Origin of the sequence: Streptomyces sp. SN-593, from assembly GCF_016756395.1 — a bacterium.
Classification (GTDB): domain Bacteria; phylum Actinomycetota; class Actinomycetes; order Streptomycetales; family Streptomycetaceae; genus Actinacidiphila; species Actinacidiphila reveromycinica.
In genome coordinates this window covers 4,312,741-4,332,822 of the sequence record NZ_AP018365.1, presented here as the reverse complement: position 1 = coordinate 4,332,822, position 20,082 = coordinate 4,312,741, and the positions used below count along the sequence as shown (strand labels likewise).

The 20,082-nt window shown below is 72.8% G+C and carries 15 protein-coding genes; 6 read left to right on the top strand and 9 right to left on the bottom strand.

Translation table 11 applies throughout. From position 1 onward, the window contains the following. The first annotated feature begins 37 nt into the window (after positions 1-37). The 4 genes from RVR_RS18145 to pknB all read left to right on the top strand — a co-directional run bounded on the left by RVR_RS18145 (position 38) and on the right by pknB (position 6,610). A complete protein-coding gene (locus RVR_RS18145) occupies positions 38-1,552 on the top strand; it encodes a Stp1/IreP family PP2C-type Ser/Thr phosphatase (RefSeq protein ID WP_237404820.1) in 1,515 nt (504 codons plus the stop codon). A 37-nt stretch (positions 1,553-1,589) separates the two neighbouring features. Next, the gene (locus RVR_RS18140) at positions 1,590-2,987 is read left to right on the top strand and encodes an FtsW/RodA/SpoVE family cell cycle protein (protein ID WP_202234850.1); all 1,398 of its coding nucleotides are present in this window, start codon (positions 1,590-1,592) and stop codon (positions 2,985-2,987) included. Further along, positions 2,984-4,450 (top strand): peptidoglycan D,D-transpeptidase FtsI family protein, encoded by a 1,467-nt coding sequence (locus RVR_RS18135; RefSeq protein WP_202234849.1) that lies wholly within the window; start codon positions 2,984-2,986, stop codon positions 4,448-4,450. Before RVR_RS18140 ends, RVR_RS18135 begins: the two co-directional genes overlap by 4 nt. Positions 4,451-4,624: 174 nt before the next feature. Next, positions 4,625-6,610 carry a Stk1 family PASTA domain-containing Ser/Thr kinase gene (pknB, locus tag RVR_RS18130; protein WP_202234848.1) on the top strand — a complete coding sequence of 662 codons (1,986 nt, stop codon included), beginning with the start codon at positions 4,625-4,627 and terminating at the stop codon, positions 6,608-6,610. 113 nt (positions 6,611-6,723) lie between these two features. Here pknB and RVR_RS18125 read toward each other — a convergent pair whose 3' ends face one another. From RVR_RS18125 to RVR_RS18105, 5 genes are all read right to left on the bottom strand, one after another. Beyond that, entirely contained in the window at positions 6,724-7,437 is a 714-nt protein-coding gene (locus RVR_RS18125) for a class E sortase (RefSeq protein ID WP_202234847.1), read from the bottom strand. A gap of 24 nt (positions 7,438-7,461) precedes the next feature. Beyond that, positions 7,462-8,799 (bottom strand): class E sortase, encoded by a 1,338-nt coding sequence (locus tag RVR_RS18120; RefSeq protein ID WP_430393238.1) that lies wholly within the window; start codon positions 8,797-8,799, stop codon positions 7,462-7,464. Between the two features lie 224 nt (positions 8,800-9,023). Next, positions 9,024-9,680: an aminodeoxychorismate/anthranilate synthase component II gene (locus RVR_RS18115; RefSeq protein ID WP_202234846.1), complete on the bottom strand. Its 657-nt coding sequence runs from the start codon at positions 9,678-9,680 to the stop codon at positions 9,024-9,026. Continuing rightward, positions 9,677-9,874, bottom strand: coding sequence for a hypothetical protein (locus tag RVR_RS18110; protein WP_202234845.1), 198 nt, complete (start codon positions 9,872-9,874; stop codon positions 9,677-9,679). Before RVR_RS18110 ends, RVR_RS18115 begins: the two co-directional genes overlap by 4 nt. A gap of 131 nt (positions 9,875-10,005) precedes the next feature. Continuing rightward, the gene (locus tag RVR_RS18105; RefSeq protein WP_430393147.1) at positions 10,006-10,788 is read right to left on the bottom strand and encodes a DUF881 domain-containing protein; all 783 of its coding nucleotides are present in this window, start codon (positions 10,786-10,788) and stop codon (positions 10,006-10,008) included. Between the two features lie 142 nt (positions 10,789-10,930). Here RVR_RS18105 and crgA point away from each other — a divergent pair, with 142 nt between their 5' ends. Then, positions 10,931-11,185 carry a cell division protein CrgA gene (crgA, locus tag RVR_RS18100; protein WP_202234844.1) on the top strand — a complete coding sequence of 85 codons (255 nt, stop codon included), beginning with the start codon at positions 10,931-10,933 and terminating at the stop codon, positions 11,183-11,185. 291 nt (positions 11,186-11,476) lie between these two features. Here the strand turns inward: crgA and RVR_RS18095 are convergent, their stop codons facing one another. Next, positions 11,477-12,355, bottom strand: coding sequence for a rhomboid family intramembrane serine protease (locus RVR_RS18095; protein ID WP_202234843.1), 879 nt, complete (start codon positions 12,353-12,355; stop codon positions 11,477-11,479). A 236-nt stretch (positions 12,356-12,591) separates the two neighbouring features. Next, complete coding sequence (locus RVR_RS18090; protein ID WP_202234842.1) at positions 12,592-13,125, bottom strand: peptidylprolyl isomerase; 534 nt, start codon at positions 13,123-13,125, stop codon at positions 12,592-12,594. Between the two features lie 236 nt (positions 13,126-13,361). Here RVR_RS18090 and RVR_RS18085 point away from each other — a divergent pair, with 236 nt between their 5' ends. Beyond that, positions 13,362-14,180, top strand: coding sequence for a DUF5324 family protein (locus RVR_RS18085; RefSeq protein WP_202234841.1), 819 nt, complete (start codon positions 13,362-13,364; stop codon positions 14,178-14,180). 127 nt (positions 14,181-14,307) lie between these two features. Here the strand turns inward: RVR_RS18085 and RVR_RS18075 are convergent, their stop codons facing one another. Further along, positions 14,308-16,059: an MFS transporter gene (locus RVR_RS18075; RefSeq protein WP_237404819.1), complete on the bottom strand. Its 1,752-nt coding sequence runs from the start codon at positions 16,057-16,059 to the stop codon at positions 14,308-14,310. Between the two features lie 325 nt (positions 16,060-16,384). Further along, positions 16,385-20,008 carry an AfsR/SARP family transcriptional regulator gene (locus RVR_RS18070; protein ID WP_202238745.1) on the bottom strand — a complete coding sequence of 1,208 codons (3,624 nt, stop codon included), beginning with the start codon at positions 20,006-20,008 and terminating at the stop codon, positions 16,385-16,387. Positions 20,009-20,082 lie beyond the last annotated feature (74 nt).

Sequence of the window (20,082 nt, the reverse complement as noted above, 5' to 3'; positions counted from 1 at the left end):
CGTGCGGATGTACCCGGAACCGACGGGGGAGGTACGCATGTCGTTGAGCCTGCGTTTCGCCGCCGGTTCGCACAAGGGCATGATCCGCGAGGGGAACGAGGACTCCGGCTACGCCGGCCCCCGTCTGCTCGCGATCGCCGACGGCATGGGCGGCCAGGCCGCCGGCGAGGTCGCCTCCTCCGAGGTGATCTCCACCATCGTCACGCTCGACGACGACATCCCCGGCTCGGACATCCTCACCTCCCTCGGCACCGCCGTGCAGCGGGCCAACGACCAGTTGCTGCACATGGTCGAGGAGGACCCGCAACTGGAGGGCATGGGCACCACGCTCACCGCCCTGCTGTGGACCGGGCAGCGGCTCGGCCTGGTGCACGTCGGCGACTCCCGCGCGTACCTGCTGCGCGACGGCGTGCTCACCCAGATCACGCAGGACCACACCTGGGTGCAGCGGCTGGTCGACGAGGGCCGGATCACCGAGGAAGAGGCCACCACGCACCCGCAGCGCTCGCTGCTGATGCGGGCGCTCGGCAGCGGCGAGCGGGTCGAGCCCGACCTGTCCATCCGCGAGGTCAGGGTCGGCGACCGCTACCTGATCTGCTCGGACGGGCTGTCCGGGGTGGTCAGCCACCAGACCATGGAGGAGACCCTCGGCGGCTACCAGGCCCCGCACGAGACCGTGCAGGAGCTGATCCAGCTCGCCCTGCGCGGCGGCGGGCCGGACAACATCACCTGCATCGTCGCCGACGTGCTCGACACCGACGACGGCGACACGCAGGCCGCGCAGCTCAACGACACCCCGGTGGTGGTCGGCGCGGTCGCCGAACACCAGTCGCAGCCCAACGACCCGCGGCACCTGGACACCCCCGCCGGCCGCGCCTCCGAGCTGGGCCGCACCCCGCACCAGGCCGGTCCGACCGGCGCGTTCGGCCCGCCCGGCAGCGGCGACCCGGCGCCCGGCGCCCCCCTCGGCGCCTTCGGCGGGTACGACGAGTCCGACCTCGACAAGCCCGCCCGGCGCAAGTGGCCCAAGCGCACCCTGATCACCGTGGTGGTGCTCGCGGTCGTGGCCGGCGGCCTGTACGGGGCGTACTCCTGGACCCAGACCCAGTACTACGTGGGCGCCAAGGGCGACCACGTCGCGGTCTACCAGGGCATCAACCAGAAGCTCGTCGGGCTCAGCCTGTCCAAGGTGCACCGCGACCGCACGGACATCCCGCTGAAGTACCTGCCGTCCTACCAGCGCAAGCAGGTGCAGGACACCATCGCCACCAGCAGCCTCGGACAGGCGGACGACAAGGCGGACGAGCTGGCCCAGCAGGCGGACGTCTGCAAGAAGGTCGCCACCGCCACGAGCGTCGCCGCCAAGGCCAAGGACGCGGCGAAGAACGCCGAGAACTCGGTGGGCTCCGGCGCCGCCGGCACCGCCGAGGGGCAGCAGGACGGGAAGAAGATCACCACCACCCCGACCCCCTCGCCGAGCCCGTCCCTGACGCCGGACGAGAAGAAGCTGGCCGGGCAGTGCAGCACGGACACGGACACGGACCAGCAGTAGTGCCGGCACCCGCAGCAGCAGGAAGGTTCGGCTCGTCATGAGCGCCAGCAACACCACGACGATCACGTCGATCGGCGCGCCCAACCGCCGCAACACCGAACTGGTCATGCTGCTCTTCGCGGTGGCGATCCCCGTCTTCGCGTACGCCGACGCCGGGCTCGCCAAGCACGGCTCCGTGCCGGCGGGACTGGCGGAGTACGGCCTCGGCCTGGGCTGCATCGCGGGCATAGCGCACCTGCTCGTGCGGAAGTTCGCGCCCTACGCCGACCCGCTGATGCTGCCGATCGCCACCCTGCTCAACGGCCTCGGCCTGGTGCTGATCTGGCGGCTCGACCAGGAGCCCTCGATCACCACCCCGCAGCTCGGCGGCCCGATGGCCCCCAAGCAGCTCATGTGGTCCGCGCTCGGGGTGGCGCTGTTCGCCCTGGTGCTGGTCTTCCTCAAGGACCACCGCATCCTGCAGCGCTACACGTACATCTCGATGATCGTGGCGCTCGCCCTGCTCATCTCGCCGATCTTCTTCCCCGCGGTCTACGGCGCCCGGATCTGGGTCACCATCCCCGGGGTCGGCTCGCTGCAACCCGGTGAGTTCGCCAAGATCGTCATCGCGGTCTTCTTCGCCGGCTACCTGATGGTCAAGCGCGACGCGCTCGCGCTCGCCTCCCGCCGTTTCATGGGCCTGTACCTGCCGCGCGGCCGCGACCTCGGCCCGATCCTGGTGATCTGGGCGCTCAGCCTGCTGATCCTGGTCTTCGAGACCGACCTCGGCACCTCGCTGCTCTTCTTCGGCCTCTTCGTGATCATGCTCTACGTGGCCACCGAGCGGACGAGCTGGATCGTCTTCGGCCTGCTGCTCAGCGCGGGCGGCGCGGTGATGGTCGGCACCACCGAGGCGCACGTCAAGGTCCGCGTCCAGGAGTGGCTGCACCCGCTGGCCCTCCAGGACGGCGGCGTCACCGAGACCGCGCAGTCCCGCTACGCGTTCGGCTCCGGCGGCCTGTTCGGCTCCGGGCTCGGCGAGGGGTACAGCCGGCTGATCGGCGGCATCGCCCCGAAGAGCGACTACATCCTCGCCACCGTCGGCGAGGAGCTGGGCCTGGCCGGCGTGATGGCCATCCTGCTGCTGTACGGGCTGCTGATCGAGCGCGGCATGCGCACCGCGCTGGCCGCCCGCGACCCGTTCGGCAAGCTGCTCGCGGTCGGCCTGTCCGGCGGCTTCGCGCTCCAGGTCTTCGTGGTCGCCGGCGGCGTCACCGGGCTCATCCCGCTGACCGGTATGACCATGCCGTTCCTCGCCCAGGGCGGCTCCTCGGTGATCGCCAACTGGGCGCTGGTCGCGCTCCTGCTCAGGATCAGCGACACCGCCCGGCGGCCGGCGCCGAGCCCCGCCCCCTCACCCGATGCCGAAGCGACCCAGGTGGTGCGCAGCCAGTGAACAAGCCCCTGCGACGGGTCGCGGTCTTCTGCGGCCTCCTCGTCCTCGCCCTGCTCGTGCGCGTGAACTACGTGCAGTACGTCGAGGCGGGCCAGCTCTCCAGCGACCCGCACAACCGGCGGGTGGCGATCAACCAGTTCGCCCAGCCGCGCGGCGACATCATCGTGGACGGCAAGGCCGTCACCGGCCACACCACGACCACCGGCAGCGACTTCAAGTACAAGCAGACCTTCACCGACGGCCCGATGTGGGCGCCGGTGACCGGGTACGCCTCACAGGCGTACAGCACCTCCATGCTGGAGGGCGTCGAGGACAAGTTCCTCACCGGCGACGACGACCGGCTCTTCTTCAACCGCACCGTCGACCTGCTCACCGGCAAGCAGAAGCAGGGCGGCAACGTGGTGACCACGCTCAACGCCAAGGCGCAGGCCGCCGCCTACAACGGGCTCGGCAAGAAGAAGGGCGCCGTGGTGGCGCTCGACCCGCGCACCGGCGCGATCCTCGCCATGGCCAGCACGCCGTCGTACGACCCCGGCTCCTTCGCGGGCAACTCGCTGACCGACGAGAAGAACTGGAACGCGCTCCAGGCGAAGAACGACCCGGACGACCCGACGCTCAACCGGGCGCTGCGCCAGACCTACCCGCCCGGTTCGACGTTCAAGCTGGTCACGGCCGCGGCCGCGCTCCAGGACGGCAAGGTCAGCGACGTCAACGCGGCGACGAACTCGCCGGACCCGTACATCCTGCCGGGCACCACCACCCCGTTGAACAACGAGGGCGACATCCCCTGCAAGAACGCGACCCTCACCACCGCGCTGAAGTACTCCTGCAACACCGTCTTCGGCAAGCTCGGCGCGGACGTCGGGCTGGACGCGATGAACAAGGAAGCGGCGCTGTTCGGCTTCAACAAGGAGCAGTTCGTCCCGGTCCGCTCGGCCGCCAGCAACTTCGACACCAAGATGTCCCCCGACCAGGTCGCGCAGTCCTCGATCGGCCAGTTCGACACCACGGCCACCCCGCTGCAGATGGCGATGGTCGCCTCCGCGATCGCGAACGACGGCAAGCTGATGCAGCCGTACGAGGTGGACAAGCTGGTCGCGCCGAACCTGAGCACCATCGCGCAGACCAGCCCGAAGGAGATGAGCCAGCCGCTGTCGGAGGAGAACGCGAAGAAGCTCCAGTCGATGATGGAGGCCGTGGTCAACTCCCCCGGCGGCACCGGCGGGAACGCGAAGATCTCCGGGGTGACCGTCGGCGGCAAGACGGGTACCGCGCAGCACGGCCTGAACAACAAGGGCCTGCCCTACGCGTGGTTCGTCTCCTACGCCAAGACCGACCAGGGCTCGCCGGTCGCCGTGGCCGTGGTGGTCGAGGACGCCTCGGCCAACCGCGGCGACATCTCCGGCGGCGGGTTCGCCGCCCCCATCGCCAAGAGCGTCATGGAGGCGGTGCTCGACAAGTGAGACGCACGTCACGTCCGGATCGGGTCGCAGGCAGATACCGGTCGGGTATCGGCGGGCCGCCGAGCCGGATGCGCGCGTCGAGCGCCCGGTAGCGTGTCCCCGAGCGGGCACAGGGCACAGGTTCACGTGGTCGGGTTGAGCTTGGGACAACGGGATTGAGGAGAGGGCAGAGCTATGGAAGAGCCGCGTCGCCTCGGCGGCCGGTACGAGCTGGGCTCGGTGCTCGGCCGCGGTGGCATGGCCGAGGTGTACCTCGCCCACGACACGCGCCTCGGCCGTACCGTTGCCGTGAAGACGCTCCGGGTGGACCTCGCCCGTGATCCGTCCTTCCAGGCCCGGTTCCGCCGTGAGGCCCAGTCGGCCGCCTCTCTGAACCACCCCTCGATCGTCGCCGTGTACGACACCGGTGAGGACTACGTCGACGGGGTCTCGATCCCGTACATCGTGATGGAGTACGTCGACGGCTCCACCCTGCGCGAGCTGCTGCACTCCGGGCGCAAGCTGCTGCCGGAGCGCTCGCTGGAGATGACCGTCGGCATCCTCCAGGCGCTGGAGTACAGCCACCGGGCCGGCATCGTGCACCGCGACATCAAGCCCGCGAACGTGATGCTGACCCGTACCGGCCAGGTCAAGGTCATGGACTTCGGCATCGCCCGTGCGATGGGCGAGTCCGGCATGACCATGACCCAGACCGCCGCGGTGATCGGCACCGCGCAGTACCTCTCCCCCGAGCAGGCCAAGGGCGAGCAGGTCGACGCCCGCTCCGACCTGTACTCCACGGGCTGCCTGCTGTACGAGCTGCTGACCGTCCGGCCGCCGTTCGTCGGCGACTCACCGGTCGCGGTGGCGTACCAGCACGTCCGCGAGGAGCCGCAGCCGCCGTCGGTGTACGACCCCGAGGTCACGCCGGCGATGGACGCGATCGTGCTGAAGGCGCTGACCAAGGACCCGGACTACCGCTACCAGTCGGCCGACGAGATGCGGGCCGACGTCGAGGCGGCGCTGGACGGCCAGCCGGTCGGCGCCACCGTCGCGATGGGCGCGGCCGGCTACGGCTACCCGCACCAGTACGGCGACGCCGCGGCCACCACCGCGATGCCGTCGCAGTCCGACCCGCAGACCTCGATGCTGCCGCCGGCCCGCGACGACGACGGCGGCTACGGCTACGAGGACCGCCCGGACCGGCGCCGGCAGAAGAAGTCGAGCAACACCTCCACGGTGCTGCTGGTCGTCGCCGCCGTCCTGGTGCTGATCGGCGCGATCTTCCTCGGCAAGTCGCTGTTCGGCGGGCACGCCGACAACGGCGGCACCGTGCCGGACTTCACCAACGTCTCGCTGACCGACGCCCAGGCGAAGGCGGACAACGTCGGGATAAAGCTGGTCAAGGGTCCGGCGGTGTTCTGCGCGAACGTCGACAAGAACCTGGTCTGCAAGCAGGACCCGGCGGCGGACTCGGCGATCCCGTCGGACAAGACCGTCACCGTCAACCTGTCGAAGGGCACCGCGCCGGTCGCCGTACCGGACGTGACCAACGACAAGTTCGACGACGCGAACACCGAGCTGACCAAGCAGGGCTTCCAGGTCGAGCAGAAGTCGCAGACCTCCACGACGAAGGACGCGGGCACGGTCCTCAGCCAGGACCCGGACGCCGGCACCAAGGTCGCCAAGGGCTCGACGATCACCCTGACCGTCGCGGTGGCGCCGAAGAAGGCCACCCCGACCAACGTCAAGGGCGAGACCTACGACCAGGCGGTCGCCGCGCTCAAGGCGCAGGGCTTCACGAACGTCAGCCGGGGCACGGACCAGCCGTCCGACGAGACGCCCCAGGGCAGCGTGATCAGCCAGACGCCCGACCCGAGTGCGGGCGACCAGTCGCTCGACACCCAGATCGTGCTGACCGTCTCCTCCGGCCCGCAGCCGACGCAGCAGCCGACCACGACGATGCCGGGCGACCTGGCCGGCAAGAGCGTCGGTGACGCCAAGCAGGAGCTCCAGGCGCTGAACCTCAACCTCCAGATCAACGCGGTCGACCTCACCGGCAAGCAGGCCGACGACAACGCCAAGGTCCTCCAGACGGACCCGGCGGCCGGCACCCAGCTCCAGGAGGGGCAGCCGATCACGCTCACCGCGATGGGCGGCAACGGCTTCGGGGGCCACTGACCCCGGCGGCCACCGCCCGGCGTACAGCGACGAGGGCCCACAGGCGTTCCCCGCCTGTGGGCCCTCTGCCGTGTGCCGGCGCGCTCGTCCCCCTGCTCCCCGCCCTGCTCCCCCTACTTCAGCTCCGCTGGCGGGGTGCGCTGCGCGTCCACCTTCTGGGTGCGGACCAGTTGTCCCCAGACCACGTAGCGGTAGCGCGAGGTGTAGACCGGCGTGCAGGTGGTGAGCGTGATGTAGCGGCCCGGCTTGGTCTTGCCGGACTCCTTGGGGATCTGGTCGGTCACGGCGACGTCGTACTTCGAGGTCTCGTCGAGGACCTTGTAGACCTTGTAGACGTACCAGGTGTCCTTGGACTCGAAGACGATCGGGTCACCATTGTGGATCTTGTCGATGTTGTGGAACTTCGCGCCGTGGCCGTCGCGGTGCGCGGCGACGGTGAAGTTGCCGCTGCTGTCCCAGGGCATCGCGGCCGGCGTGGGGTTGGTGTAGTAGCCGGCCACCCCCTCGTTGAGCACGCTGGTGGAGGTGCCCTTCTTCACCAGCACCTCGTAGTTCCTGCCCATCGCCGGCACGTGCAGGAAGCCGATGCCGTCCTCGGTGTCCAGGCCGCGAGGAGCGCTGTTGCCGCCGCCCGACGGGGCCTGGGCCCACTCCTGTCGGACCTTCTCGCCCTCCTTGCGGGCGTGGCGGTCGGCGATCACGTTCGTCCACCACAGCGAGTAGACGACGAACAGCGCGAGGACCAGCCCCGCGGTGATGAGGACCTCGCCGACGACGCTGATGACGGCCGCGACGCGGCCCCGCCCGGTGCGGTTCTCGGTGGTCACGCGGTTCCGTTCTGTTGTCGCGCCTCAGCCGTTGACGAGCGCGTCGGGCTTGCCCTTGCTGCGCGGCCGCTCCTCGGTCAGCTTGCCCCAGACGATCAGCCGGTTGGTGCTGGTGAACTCGGGCGTGCACGTGGTGAGCGTGATGTAGCGGCCCGGCTTGGTGAAGCCCGACCCGGGCGGCACCGGTTCGAGGACGCTGACGTTGCTGGGCGGGGTGGTCGCCAGTGAACTGGTCACGGTGTAGGTGTAGTACGTGGTGGACGTCTCCACCACCACCTTGTCCCCGGGGACGAGGCGGTTGATGTAGCGGAAGGGCTCGCCGTGCGTGTTGCGGTGGGCGGCGACCGCGAAGTTGCCGGTCTTGTCCCACGGCATCGCGGTGTTGGTGGGCTCGCCGTCGTAGTGGCCGATCATGCCCTTGTTGAGCACCTTCGTGGTGCTGACGCCCTGGGCGATCGGGGCCTTGACGTCCAGCTTCGGGATGTACATGATCGCGAAGCCCTGGCCCGGGGAGAAGGTGCCCGCGGACCGGTTGGCGTCACCGGAGCCGCTGTCCCACTGCTGCTCCAGGTTGTTGGACGCGCTGTTGGCCTCCGCGTGCGCCCGGACGTTGGTCCACCAAAGCTGGTAGGTGACGAACAGCAGCATCACGACGCCGACGGTGATGAACAGCTCGCCGACGATCCGGCTGATCACCACCGCGGGACTGTCCTTCGCGGCCTTCGCGGCCCGGCGGGCCTCGACCCGGCTCAGCGGCGCGGCCGGCTCGGCCGACGGGTCGTCGGCGGCGGGCGCGGCCGGGCCGTTGCCGCCCCGGCCCCGGGCGCGGTGGCCGCCGCGGGCCGCCTTGCGCCGGGCGGCCCGGCCGCCCTCCGCGCCGACCGGACCGGACGCCCCGGCCGCGGCCGGCTCGGCGGCCGCCGGAGCGGCCACCCGCGCCACCTCGATGGGCGCGGTGTCGGAGATCTGGGGGAGCTGCGCGGTCTCGTCCGGCTCCGGCGCCGACAGGGGCTCGGTCGAGGGAGCGGAAGCGGGAGCGGCGGCGGGGGACACCGGCGAGGGTGCCGCCGGCGGCGTGCGCAGCGGGGGCGGCGCGGAGGCGGCGGTCGGGCTCGGGGCGACCGGGCTCGGGGCGGCCGGCGGGGGCGCCACCGGCTCGGACCGCAGCGGGGGGACGGTCTGCTGGGGAGCGGCGTGCGGGGCGCTCGGCGGCTGCGGCGCCTGCTGCGGCCGCGCCGGCTGCTGGGCGCGCTGCCGGGCGTCCGGCTGCTGGGGGTGCTGGGGCTGCTCCTGCCGCCGCGACGCCGAGTGCCGCGGGTGAGGCGACTGACGCGGCTCCTGCGGCTCCTGCGGTTGCGCCATCCCGGGCGCCCCGAACCACGGCGACTCCTGCCGCTCCGGCCGCTCCGGCCGCGCGGACTCCGGCCGCGCACCGTGCCGGCCCCTCGGCGGGTCCTCGACCACCGGGGGCCGGCCCGGCAGCGGATCGTTCAGCGGGTCCGCGAGCTGCCCGACGGCGACCTCGAACTGCCCGGTGTCCTCGTACGACATCGGGCCGTCGGAGGGACGCTCCGGCCGGAGCGTGGTCACCTCCCGACCCCCCCGACGGGTACGCCCGCACCGACCACCGGGGCCAGTCCGTGCGACCGCTCGACGGCCCCCGGTTCACCGCACTCGGCGAGCCAGTTGGCGAGCATGCGGTGTCCCCACTCGGTGAGCACCGACTCCGGGTGGAACTGCACCCCTTCGACGGCGGCGTCGCGGTGCCGGAGCCCCATGATGATCCCGTCCTCCGTCCATGCGGTCACCCGCAGCTCGTCCGGGAGCGTGTCCCGTTCGACCGCGAGCGAGTGGTATCGGGTGGCGGTGAAGGGCGAGGGCAGCCCGGCGAAGACGCCGGAGCCCTCGTGCACCACCGCGGAGGTCTTGCCGTGCAGCAGTTCCGGCGCCCGCCCGACGAACCCGCCGTAGGCCACCGCCATGGACTGCACGCCCAGGCAGACGCCGAACACCGGCACGCCGGTCTCCGCGCAGTGCCGGACCATGTCCACGCACACCCCGGCCTCCTCGGGGGTGCCGGGGCCGGGGGAGAGCAGCACCCCGTCGAACCCCTCGTCGGCGTGCGCGGGTTCCACCTCGTCGTTGCGCAGCACCTCGCACTCGGCGCCGAGCTGGTAGAGGTACTGGACCAGGTTGAAGACGAAGGAGTCGTAGTTGTCGACCACGAGGATGCGTGCGCTCATCGGACGGCGGCCACTCCGTGCTGGACTGAGGTCATCCCGTCGTCGACGGTGACGTCGTTGAACGGCAGCAGCGGCTCCGCCCAGGGGAACACGTACTGGAAGAGGATGTAGACGACCGCGAGGACCAGCAGGAGTGAGATCAACGCCCTCACCCACGCGTTTCCCGGCAGATGTCGCCAGATCCAGCCGTACATGCGGTTGCCTTCCTTCCGGGTCCCCGCAACAGAGTAAAGGGAGATCGGCGACCAAGGGGCGTCCACGGGACAAAGCTTCGGCATGGGATCGATCGGCGCGCGCGGCGCGTTCGCGCAGATCGGGGGGCCGTTCACGGCTGGTCCACAGGTGCCGCATAGCGCAGGTCCACCGATCCGGTGTAGCCCGGCAGCGTGGTCCTGCCGGACGCCGCCACCTTCCAGCCGAGGCCGTACGCCCGCACGTACTGGAGGTAGTTGCGGATCGCCGGGCTGGCGTCGAGCGCCTTGCGCAGCCGGCTCTGGTCGCCCACCGCGGTGATGCGGTAGGGCGGGGAGTACACCCGGCCCTGGAGGATGAGGGTGTTGCCGACGCAGCGGACCGCGCTGGTCCCGATCAGCCGCTGGTCCATGATGCGGATGCCCTGGGCGCCGCCCTGCCACAGCGCGTTCACCACCGCCTGGAGGTCCTGCTGGTGGATGACCAGGTCGTTCGGCTGCGGGTCGGGCACGCCCGGCACCAGCGGGATGGCGTTCGGCGGGGCGTCGTCGAGGGTGACCTGGAGGGCCGGTCCGGTCAGCGGCGAGGTGCCGGCCGCCTTGCCGAGGGCGTCGATCCGGGCCCGCTCGGCCGGGCTGAGGCCGCCGCGCTGCCGGGTCAGCCCGTCCACGTCGGAGCGGACCGAGGCGAGCTGGCGGTCCAGCTTCTCGTTCTGCGCGTTCTTGGCGCGGATGTTGTCCGACAGTTTCGGCAGCGGGTCGTCGCTGCGGATGTCCACGCCCTTGGCGGTGTCGAAGCTGGTCCAGAAGATCAGCCCGGCCAGCGCGAAGACGCCCGCGCTCAGCGCGCGCAGCGCCACCGCGCGGGATGTCGCGCGAGATGGAGGGGCGGGGGAGGTGCCACTGGCTCCGGTCACCAAATACCCTTCTCCTTACAACCCAAGGGAAGCACTACGCTAACGGACGCCCGGGAGCGGCACCGCCTCCCACCGCCCCTCACCCGCCAGGCTGACCCCACAGACCCGCGCGGTCACGCAGCGCATCGACAGGAGCTCTCTCGTGCCGAAGTCACGGATCCGCAAGAAGGCGGACTTCACCCCGCCCCCCTCCAAGAACGCCGGCGCGATAAAGCTCAGCAACCGCGGCTGGGTCGCGCCGCTGATGCTGGCGTTCTTCGTCGTCGGGCTGGCCTGGATCGTCCTGTTCTACGTGACCCGCGGCGACCTCCCGGTGGACGCGCTCGGCAACTGGAACATCGTGGTCGGTTTCGGGTTCATCGCCGGCGGATTCGTCGTCTCCACGCAGTGGAAGTAGCACGTCGAGCGTTGTCCCACGCACTTGTCCACACGGTTATCCACAGTGGGGAAAAGGTCAGAAGATCTGTGGATAACCTCTACGGAGTTGACGCCGGTACGACCGGTGGTCGCCTCGGCGGCCACCGGTCTTTCATTGATCTTGCAGGGAAAACCCGGTCGAATCCGCCCCGGTGACCCTCCGCGCAGCGCTTCCCACCAGTTGTGCACAACGGGACGGGCGGCCCGCACAGGTGCGGGCCCGCTGTGGATAACGTCCGATCAACGCCAGGGACACGGCCCCGCCCCGCGGTCAGGGCGTGACCTGCGCCACAGCCGCCCCGATGAGGGCGAGCGAGGCCACCAGCACCGCGGCGGTGGACCCCCACTGCACGAGCGACCGCCGCTCGCGCGGGGCGTACAGCATCCCTATGGCCACCAGCGTGCCGGCCACCAGACCGCCCACGTGCGCCTGCCAGCTCACCCCGCTCCAGGTGAAGCTGAACAGGATGTTCAGGCCGAGCAGGATCAGGATCGGCCGCATGTCGTACTGGGCCCGCCGCATGTAGACCGCGGTCGCGCCGAACAGTCCGAAGATCGCTCCCGAGGCGCCGATGGTGAGCGCGTCGGGCGCGAGCAGCAGCACCGCGGCACTCGCCCCCAGCGCGGAGACGAAGTAGAGCGCGACGTAGTGCAGCCGGCCGAGCCGCTGCTCCAGCGGGGCGCCGATCCACCACAGGGTCATCATGTTGAAGCCGATGTGCAGCGGATTGGTGCGCTCGTGCAGGAACGCCGAGGTGATCACCCGGTACCACTGCCCGTCGGCCGCGCCGCCGCACAGGTGGTGGCCGAACTGGTCGTGCAGGCAGACCGCGTACAGCCCGTAGTCCGCGGCGACCTTGCCGCTGCCGCCCCCGCCGACCGCCAGCTCCACCAGCCACACCGCGACGTTGACCGCGATGAGCAGCTTCGTGACCAGGAACGGGTCGCCCGCCCCGACCCGGCGGCCGGTCACCGTACGGGGCTGGGAGACCTGGTGTGAGGTCCGGTCGGCCCGGGCCACGCAGTCCGGGCACTGGAAGCCGACCGAGGCGCTGACCATGCACGCCGGGCAGATCGGCCGCTCGCACCGGGTGCAGCGGATGCCGGTCTCCCGGTCCGGATGCCGATAGCAGCAGACCGGCTGGTCCATGACGCCCACTCCCTGATGACACCCGACGACTACCTGCGCGCACCTGTGCCCGCGCCCTGCGCGGGCTGTGCACTCGTACGCCCCGCCCACTAGTACGTGCGGGCGGGGCGCGGCGTTCCCCGAAGACTACGGGATCGGCCGTGCGGGACCGGAGGCCGCGGGGGACCGGAGACCGCGGGGGAACGAAGGCCACGTGGGACCGGTGGCCGTGCGGGACCGGAGGCCGCGGGGCCGCGTCAGGAGGTGCGGCGCTCGATCAGCACGGTCTCCAGCACCACGTCGCTGAGCGGGCGGTTGGTGTGCGGGTTGGTCGGGGTCCCGACGATGCCGTCCACCACCTTGCGGCTGGCGTCGTCGGCGACCTCGCCGAAGATGGTGTGCTTGCGGGTCAGCCAGGTGGTCGGCGCCACGGTGACGAAGAACTGCGAGCCGTTGGTGCCCGGTCCCGCGTTCGCCATCGCCAGCAGGTAGGGGCGGTCGAAGGCCAGGTCGGGGTGGAACTCGTCGGGGAACTCGTAGCCCGGGCCGCCGGTGCCGTCGCCCAGCGGGTCGCCGCCCTGGATCATGAAGCCCGACAGGACCCGGTGGAAGACGGTGCCGTCGTAGAGCTTCGCGTGCGACGGGTCACCGGTCCGCGGGTCGGTCCACTCCCGGGTGCCCTCGGCGAGCCCGACGAAGTTCGCGACCGTCTTCGGGGCGTGGTTCGGCAGCAGCCGGATCACGACGTCTCCGAGGTTGGTCCGCAAGGTGGCGTAGAGCTGCTCGGCCACGTTCTACCTTCCATGATTCTTCGCTGACGGGGACAAATCCTCGCACGGCCCGGCGGGTGCCGTGCGCCCGGACCGCGCCACCGCCCGGAGCCACCGCGGGGGGTACCAGCGGAATCGGGCCGACTGACCCAGATGGCTTGCCGCACATGCCGTACGCCGTTCGGCCCGGCATGATTTCGAGGCGGAGGGACAGGCGAGAACCTGTACGCCACCGAACCACCGAGGAGGAGGTTCCCGTGACCCGCATCGACAGCGTGCGCCACGCGGCCGACGTCACCAAGGACAGCGTGCGGCACGCCGCGGAGGTGGCGGCACCGTACGCGTCCACGGCGAAGGAGAACGCCGTGGTCTACGGCCGGCAGTACGGGAGGCAGGCCGGCGTCTACGGGCGCCAGGCGGGCACCGTCGCCCGGCAGCAGTACGAGGCCAGGCTCGCCCCCCGGGTCGACCAGGCCCGCGAGCAGGTGTGGGCCGCGGTGCCGCCGAAGGCCGCGAATGCCGTGGAGAACGCGGCCCGCCGCACCGCGGAGAGCGCGAAGGCCGCCACCGACTACACCGCTCCGAAGGTCGGCACCGCGGTCGCCGCGACCCGCTCCGCGGCCGGGCCGGCCAAGGACGAGGTGGTGCTGCGCGGCGGTGCCGCCCTTCAGGCCCTGCGCGGCCACGTGTCCGCCACCGACATCGACCGGCTGGTCCAGCGCCGGATGCGCCGCGCGAAGGCCGGGCGCACCGCGCGCGACGTCGTGCTGGTGGCCGTCTGCGCCGGCGCCGCCCTGGCCGCGTGGAAGTGGTGGAACCGGCAGAACAACCCGGAGTGGCTGGTCGAGCCGTCCGAGCCCACCGACGTGGGCGACCGGGCGTCGATGAACGGCAGCGCCACCCTCACGGTGGTGGACCCGCTCGACGGCGGCTCCGTGAACGGCTCGGCGGCCGGCGCGACCGGCACCATCGACCAGGTGGACGGCTCCCCCGGGGCCGGCGACCTCGACGACGAGGTGCGGGCCAAGCAGGCGGAGGCGGACCGCAAGCGCGAGGAGGGCGAGGGCGGCCACTGAGCCCGGTCCGCCGCTCGCCCCCTGGCGGTGGAGCCGTGCGCCCACCGCCCCGCTGTCACCCGCACCGCCGTATCGCCGCACCGGCCGGCCGTCCTCCCGACGCCGGCCGGTGCGGCGTCGTGCGGGGTCAGGACGCGGGAGCGGGCGCGACGCCCGCAGGGCCGGTCGGGTCGACCGGGTTCGCGGGGTCCGCCGGGTCCGCCGGGTTCGCGGGGTCTGCCGGGTCCGCCGGGTCCGCCGGGTCCGCCGGGTCCACCGATTTCGCCGGGTTCGCCGGGTTCGCCGGGTTCGCCGCCAGGTTCGCGTCCTCCGCGTGCGGGTCCAGCACCGCGGGCACGCCCCTGAGGGTGCGCAGCGCGAACACCGCGCCCACGAGCATGACCGCCGCCGCGACCAGCATCGTGGTGTGCATGCTGTCGGTGAACGCCACCCGGGCCGCGTCCACCACCTGCTGTCCGGTCGCGCCGCCGAGCCGCCCGCCGGTCTGGACGCCGTCCGCCACGGACTCGCGGGCCGCCGACCGCCGGCCGGCGTCGAGCGCCGCGGGCAGGTGCAGGTCGGCCCGGTAGAGCGTGGTGAGCACCGAGCCCAGGACCGCGATGCCGAGCGCCCCGCCCAGCTCCATGCCGGTCTCGGAGATCGCCGCGGCCGCCCCGACCCGCTTCCTGGGCACGCTCGCCAGGATCGTGTCCGAGGTGACGGCGAAGGTGAAGATCACGCCGAGACCGTTCACGACCAGGAGCGGCAGCAGGTGCCAGTAGCCGGTGTGCGGGGTCACCCCGACGAACGCCGCGGTGCTCACGGACATCAGCGCCAAGCCGAGCGCGACCGTACGGGCCCGGCCGGCGCGCTGCACCAGGACCGCGGAGACCGGCGCCCCGAAGGCCGCCGACAGCGGGCCGGGCAGCAGCGCGAGCCCCGCCATGAGCGGCGACCAGCCGTGCACCACCTGGAAGTAGAGCGAGCAGGCGAGCGACAGCGTGGACGAGGTGAACAGCGCGACCGTGTTCGACGCCAGGGCGCCGGAGAACGCGGCGTTGCGGAAGAACCCGAGGTCGAGCAGCGGTTCGGGGAGCCGCCGCTGGCGGCGCAGGAAGGCGGTCATCGACACCGCTCCGACCACCGCGCCGATCCACGCCGACCGTTCGTCCAGGCCGTCGCGGGCCGCGGTCTTGATCGCGTAGATGACGCCGAGCATCCCGACGACCGACAGCGGCACGCTGACCCAGTCCAGCCGCCCCGGGCGCGGGTTCCTCGACTCCGGCAGCACGACCGCGCCCGCCACCAGCACCAGCGCCATCAGCGGCACGTTGATGAGGAAGACCGAACCCCACCAGAAGTGGTCCAGCAGCAGACCCCCGACGACCGGGCCGAGCGCGAAGCTGGCCGCGCCGACGCCGCTGCTCACACCGACCGCGGTGGTGCGCTCCTTGGGGTCGGTGAAGGCGTTGCGGACCAGGGAGAGCGTGGAGGGCATGATCGTGGCCCCCGCGACGCCGAGCAGCGCGCGGGCCGCGATCAGCGTGCCGGGGCCACTGGCGTACGCGGTGAGGGCGGAGGCGGCGCCGAAGCCGGCCACGCCCATGAGCAGCAGCCGCTTGCGGCCGATCCGGTCGCCGAGGCTGCCCGCGAAGATCAGCAGGCCGCCGAGGACGAAGCCGTACACGTCGACGATCCACAGCAGTTGTGTGGAGGAGGGGTGGAGTTGGTCGGACAGGCTCGGCAGCGCGTAGTTCAGGACGCTGTTGTCGGTGCCGAGGAGGGCGGCGGCCACGCAGCAGATGGCCAGGACCGCCCAGCGGCGGGCGTCGGCCACGGCGCCGGAGGCAGGGATGCCGCCGTTTCGGCCGGGCGGAGGGGCGGGTGGTGTCGTCGTCATGGGAACGAGCGTGGGCGGGGGCGCTGACCGGGCGCTGACCGCTGGCTGACCGGAGGCGCACCGCGGGCCGACCGGAGGTGTCGATACGGGTCGGACCGGAGGTGTGGGTACGGGGTGTCGGTTCGGGCCGACCGGAGGTGTGGGTACGGGGTGTCGGTTCGGGCCGGGGGTGGTGTCGGCGGCGGTTCGGCGGCCCTGTCCCGGAAGGACGGCGGCGCGCACCCCGCCTGGTGGCGGCGCCCCGCGGGTCGGGCCCTTCCGTCGGCGGGCAGCGCGCTGCGCCGACGCGGTTCGGGCGGGGCCGGGCCGTCGAGCGGGCGGGCGCTCACCCGCCGGTGAGGTATCCCGTCGCCCGGGCGAGCGCGGCGGCCCGGTCGAGACCGGACGCGCTCGCGTACGCCCGCTCGTACGGCCCGTCACCCAGTGCCGTCCGCGCCGCGGCCGTCGTGGCGCGGGCGTCGGGCCCGGTGGGCGGCCCTCCGCGCAGGGTGTGCGCGGCGCCCAGCAGCAGCGCGGCCCGGTGCGGATCGCCGACCAGTACGGCGAGCCCGGCGGCGGCCACGGCGAGGAGCGCGCCGGTCATCGGGAACTCCCTGCCGGTGCCGCCGTTCGCGGCCGCCGCCCGGAGGCGTTCCCGCGCGGCGTCCGCGTCGCCCTCGGCCATCTCGATCCAACCGAGCGCGAGCTGCGCCGACGAGCGCACGCCGTCACTGGAGAACCAGCCGCGCGGGCACTCCCGCAGCGCCTGCTCGCACCGTGCCCGCGCGGTGTCGAGGTCGCCGGCCAGCCTGGCGGCCTCGCCGAGCCCGAGGTGGGCCATCGCCAGCGTCTCCGGCGAGCCGGCCCGGCGGGACAGCAGGACGGCCCGCTCGCAGTACGCGGTCGCCGCCTCGTACTCCTCCGCCCGCAGGCTGTAGGTGGCGCGGTTGCAGAGCAGTTCGGCCATGTCGAGGGCGGAGTCGAGCTCCTCGGCCAGTTCCAGCGCGCGGCCGAGCAGTGCGACGGCCTCGGGCAGCCGGTCCGCGTAGTCGGCGAGGTCCGCGAGCACGTTGAGGCAGGTGATCATGCCCCAGCGGTCGCCCTGGAGCCGGAAGTACTCCAGGGCCCGGGTGCACTCGCGCCGCGCGCGATCCGCGTCGGCGTGCGCCATCCACGCCTGGAAGCCGGCGCCGAGGTGGCCGAGCGCGCGGTACCAGGGGTCGTCCCGCTCGGAGAGGAACTCCTCCAGCACCGCGAGGGCGTCCAGACTCGCGTCCGGCACACCCGCGAACGGCGCCCACAGCAGGGTGAGGACGGGGAAGCGCCTGGACACGCGCTTCATCCGGTCCACGACGACCGTGGCCGCCGCCACGTGCTCGGCGTACGCGTCCGCGTCGGAGAGCGCGCCGAGCACGGCCATCACGCACAGGGCGAACTCCTCCTCCAGGCCCTCCGGCGGGTGCGGTCCGAGCGCCGCGAGCACCTGCCGGGCGGCCGCGACCCCCTCGTACCGCACGCCGCGCAGCAGCCAGTACGACGACAGGGCCGCGACCAGCCGCATCGCGGTGGTGATGTCGCCGGCGGCGAGGGTGCGGTGCAGGGCGGCCCGGAAGTTGTCGTTGTCCTCGGCGTACCGCCGCAGCCACTCCACCTGCTCGGCGCGGCGCAGGTGCGGGTCGGCGTCGAGCGCGAAGCGCAGGAAGTGGGCGGTGTGGGCGCGTTGGGCGCGCGAGGTCTCGCCCGCCTCGGCCAGCCGCTCGGCGCCGTAGGCCCGGATCGACTCCAGCATGCGGTAGCGGACCCTGCCGGCGGGGTCCGGCGGCTGGGCGACCACGAGGGACTTCTCCACGAGAGCGGTGACCAGGTCCAGGACGTCGTCCGGGTCGATCCGGTCGGCGGGGTCGATACGGTCGTCCGGATCGACCCGGTCGCCGGCGCCGGAGGGTGCGCCGGCCGCCTCCCGTGCGGCGGAGCCGGCGCCGCCGACCCGGTCCGCGGCGATCCGTTCCGGGTCGGCGTGGTCCGCGCAGACCGCCTCCGCGGCGGCCAGCGTCCACCCTCCGGCGAAGACCGAGGCGCGGCGCAGCACCGCCCGCTCGTCCGCGGGGAGCAGTTCCCAGCTCCACTCCACGACGCCGCGCAGGGTGCGCTGGCGCGGCTGGGCGGTGCGGCTGCCGCGGGAGAGCAGCCGGAAGAGCGCGTCCGGCCGTACGCCGATGCTGTACGGCGCCTCGTCGTCATGGGCGGGCAGCGCGCCGAGCCGGTCGGCGATGTCCACGGCCGACAGCGAGCGCAGCCGGGCCGCGGCGAGTTCGATGGCCAGGGGCAGGCCGTCGAGAGCGGCGCACAGCCGCAGTACGGCGTCGGCGGTCGCCGGGTCGGCGGTCGGGTCGAAGTCGGGCCGGACGGCCGCGGCACGTTCGACGAAGAGCCGCACGGCGGGGGAGGCGAGCGCCTGCTCCCGGTCCGCGCCGGGCCGAGGCAGCGGAAGGGTCGGCACCGGGCAGAGCGTCTCGCCGTTGATGCCGAGCGCTTCGCGGCTGGTGGCGAGGATGCGCAACAGCGGCAGTCCGGCGAGCAGGCGCTCGGTGAGGTGGGCGGCCTCGGCGACCACGTGCTCGCAGTTGTCGAGGACGAGCAGCAGCGGGCGGTCGGCGAGCGCGGCGGTGATCCGGGCCAGCGGATCGGGCGGCACGCCGCCGGCGACGCCGGGGGCGGAGGTGGGAGTGGCACCGGGAGTGGCTCCGGGAGTGGTGGGGGCGGCACCCGGCCCGGCGGTCGGCAGCAGCCCGCCCTCGCGCAGTCCGAGCCCGCCGAGCACGGCCCGCGCCAGGGCGGCGCCGTCGTCGAGACCCGCCAACTCCACCAGATTCACGTCGCCCGGGTGCTGGCGGGCCGCCTCCACCGCGAGCCGGGTCTTGCCCGCTCCACCGGGGCCGATCAGCGTGACCAGCCGCCCCCGCGCCAACTGCTCCCCGATCCGGGCGATGTCCGTCTCGCGGCCGATGAAGCTGGTGAGCGGGGCGGGAAGTTCGCGGTGGCCGCGAGGGCCAGCGGGATCGTGGTGCCCGTCAGGCGGATACGGCGATGTTCCACGTGGAACAGAGGCGTCCGTGGCTGTTTCACGTGGAACATCCACGCTTGCCGGAAACGGGCGGGACGCCGCTTCACCCGTCGAGCCTCCGAGCACGGTGCCGACCCCTGCGTTCGGCAGCGCCTTCCGCGGACCGTCCGGGATCAGCGACGGGTCCGCCCGCAGCACGGCGAGGTGGACCGCGGCCAGCTCCGGCCCAGGATCGGTCCCCAGCGAGTCGGCCAACTCCCGCCGCGCCACGTCGTACGCGGCCAGCGCCTCCGCCTGCCGCCCGCTGCCGTACAGCGCCCGCATCAACTGCCCGCGCAGGCGTTCCCGCAGGGGATTCGCGGCGACCAACTCCCCCAGCTCCGCGACGACATCGCGGTGCCGGCCGAGCGCCAGCGCTGCCTCGACCCGGTCCTCCACCGCCCCCAGCCGCAGTTCCTCCCACCGCGCCGCCTGGGCCCCCGCGAACGGCGCGTCCCCCACGTCCGCCAGTGCCGGCCCCCGCCACAGCCCCAGTGCCTCCCGCAGCAACTCGGCGGCCGCGTCCGGCCGTCCGCCCGCCAGCGCCTCCCGCCCGCGCAGCGCCAGCCGCTCGAACCGGTGCGCGTCCACCTGGTCCGGCTCCGCCGCCAGCCGATATCCCGACGGGTGCCCCTCCACCGCCACCGGCAGCACCTGCCGCAGCCGCGAGATCTGCGACTGCACGGCGTTGGCCGCACCGGCCGGCACGTCGGCGCCGTACAGACCGCCGATCAGCCGCTCCGCCGGGACCACCCGCCCGGCGTCCAGCGCGAGCAGGACGAGCACCGCCCGCCGCCGCGGTCCGCCCAACGCGACGTCGGCGCCCTCGGCACCGACGACCCGCGTCGCCCCCAGAACCCCGAACATCACCACCCCCCGATTCTCCCGCACCCCCGCCCCGACCCCCAGCCCCTCACCGCCCCGTCCTCCCGGAACCGCCC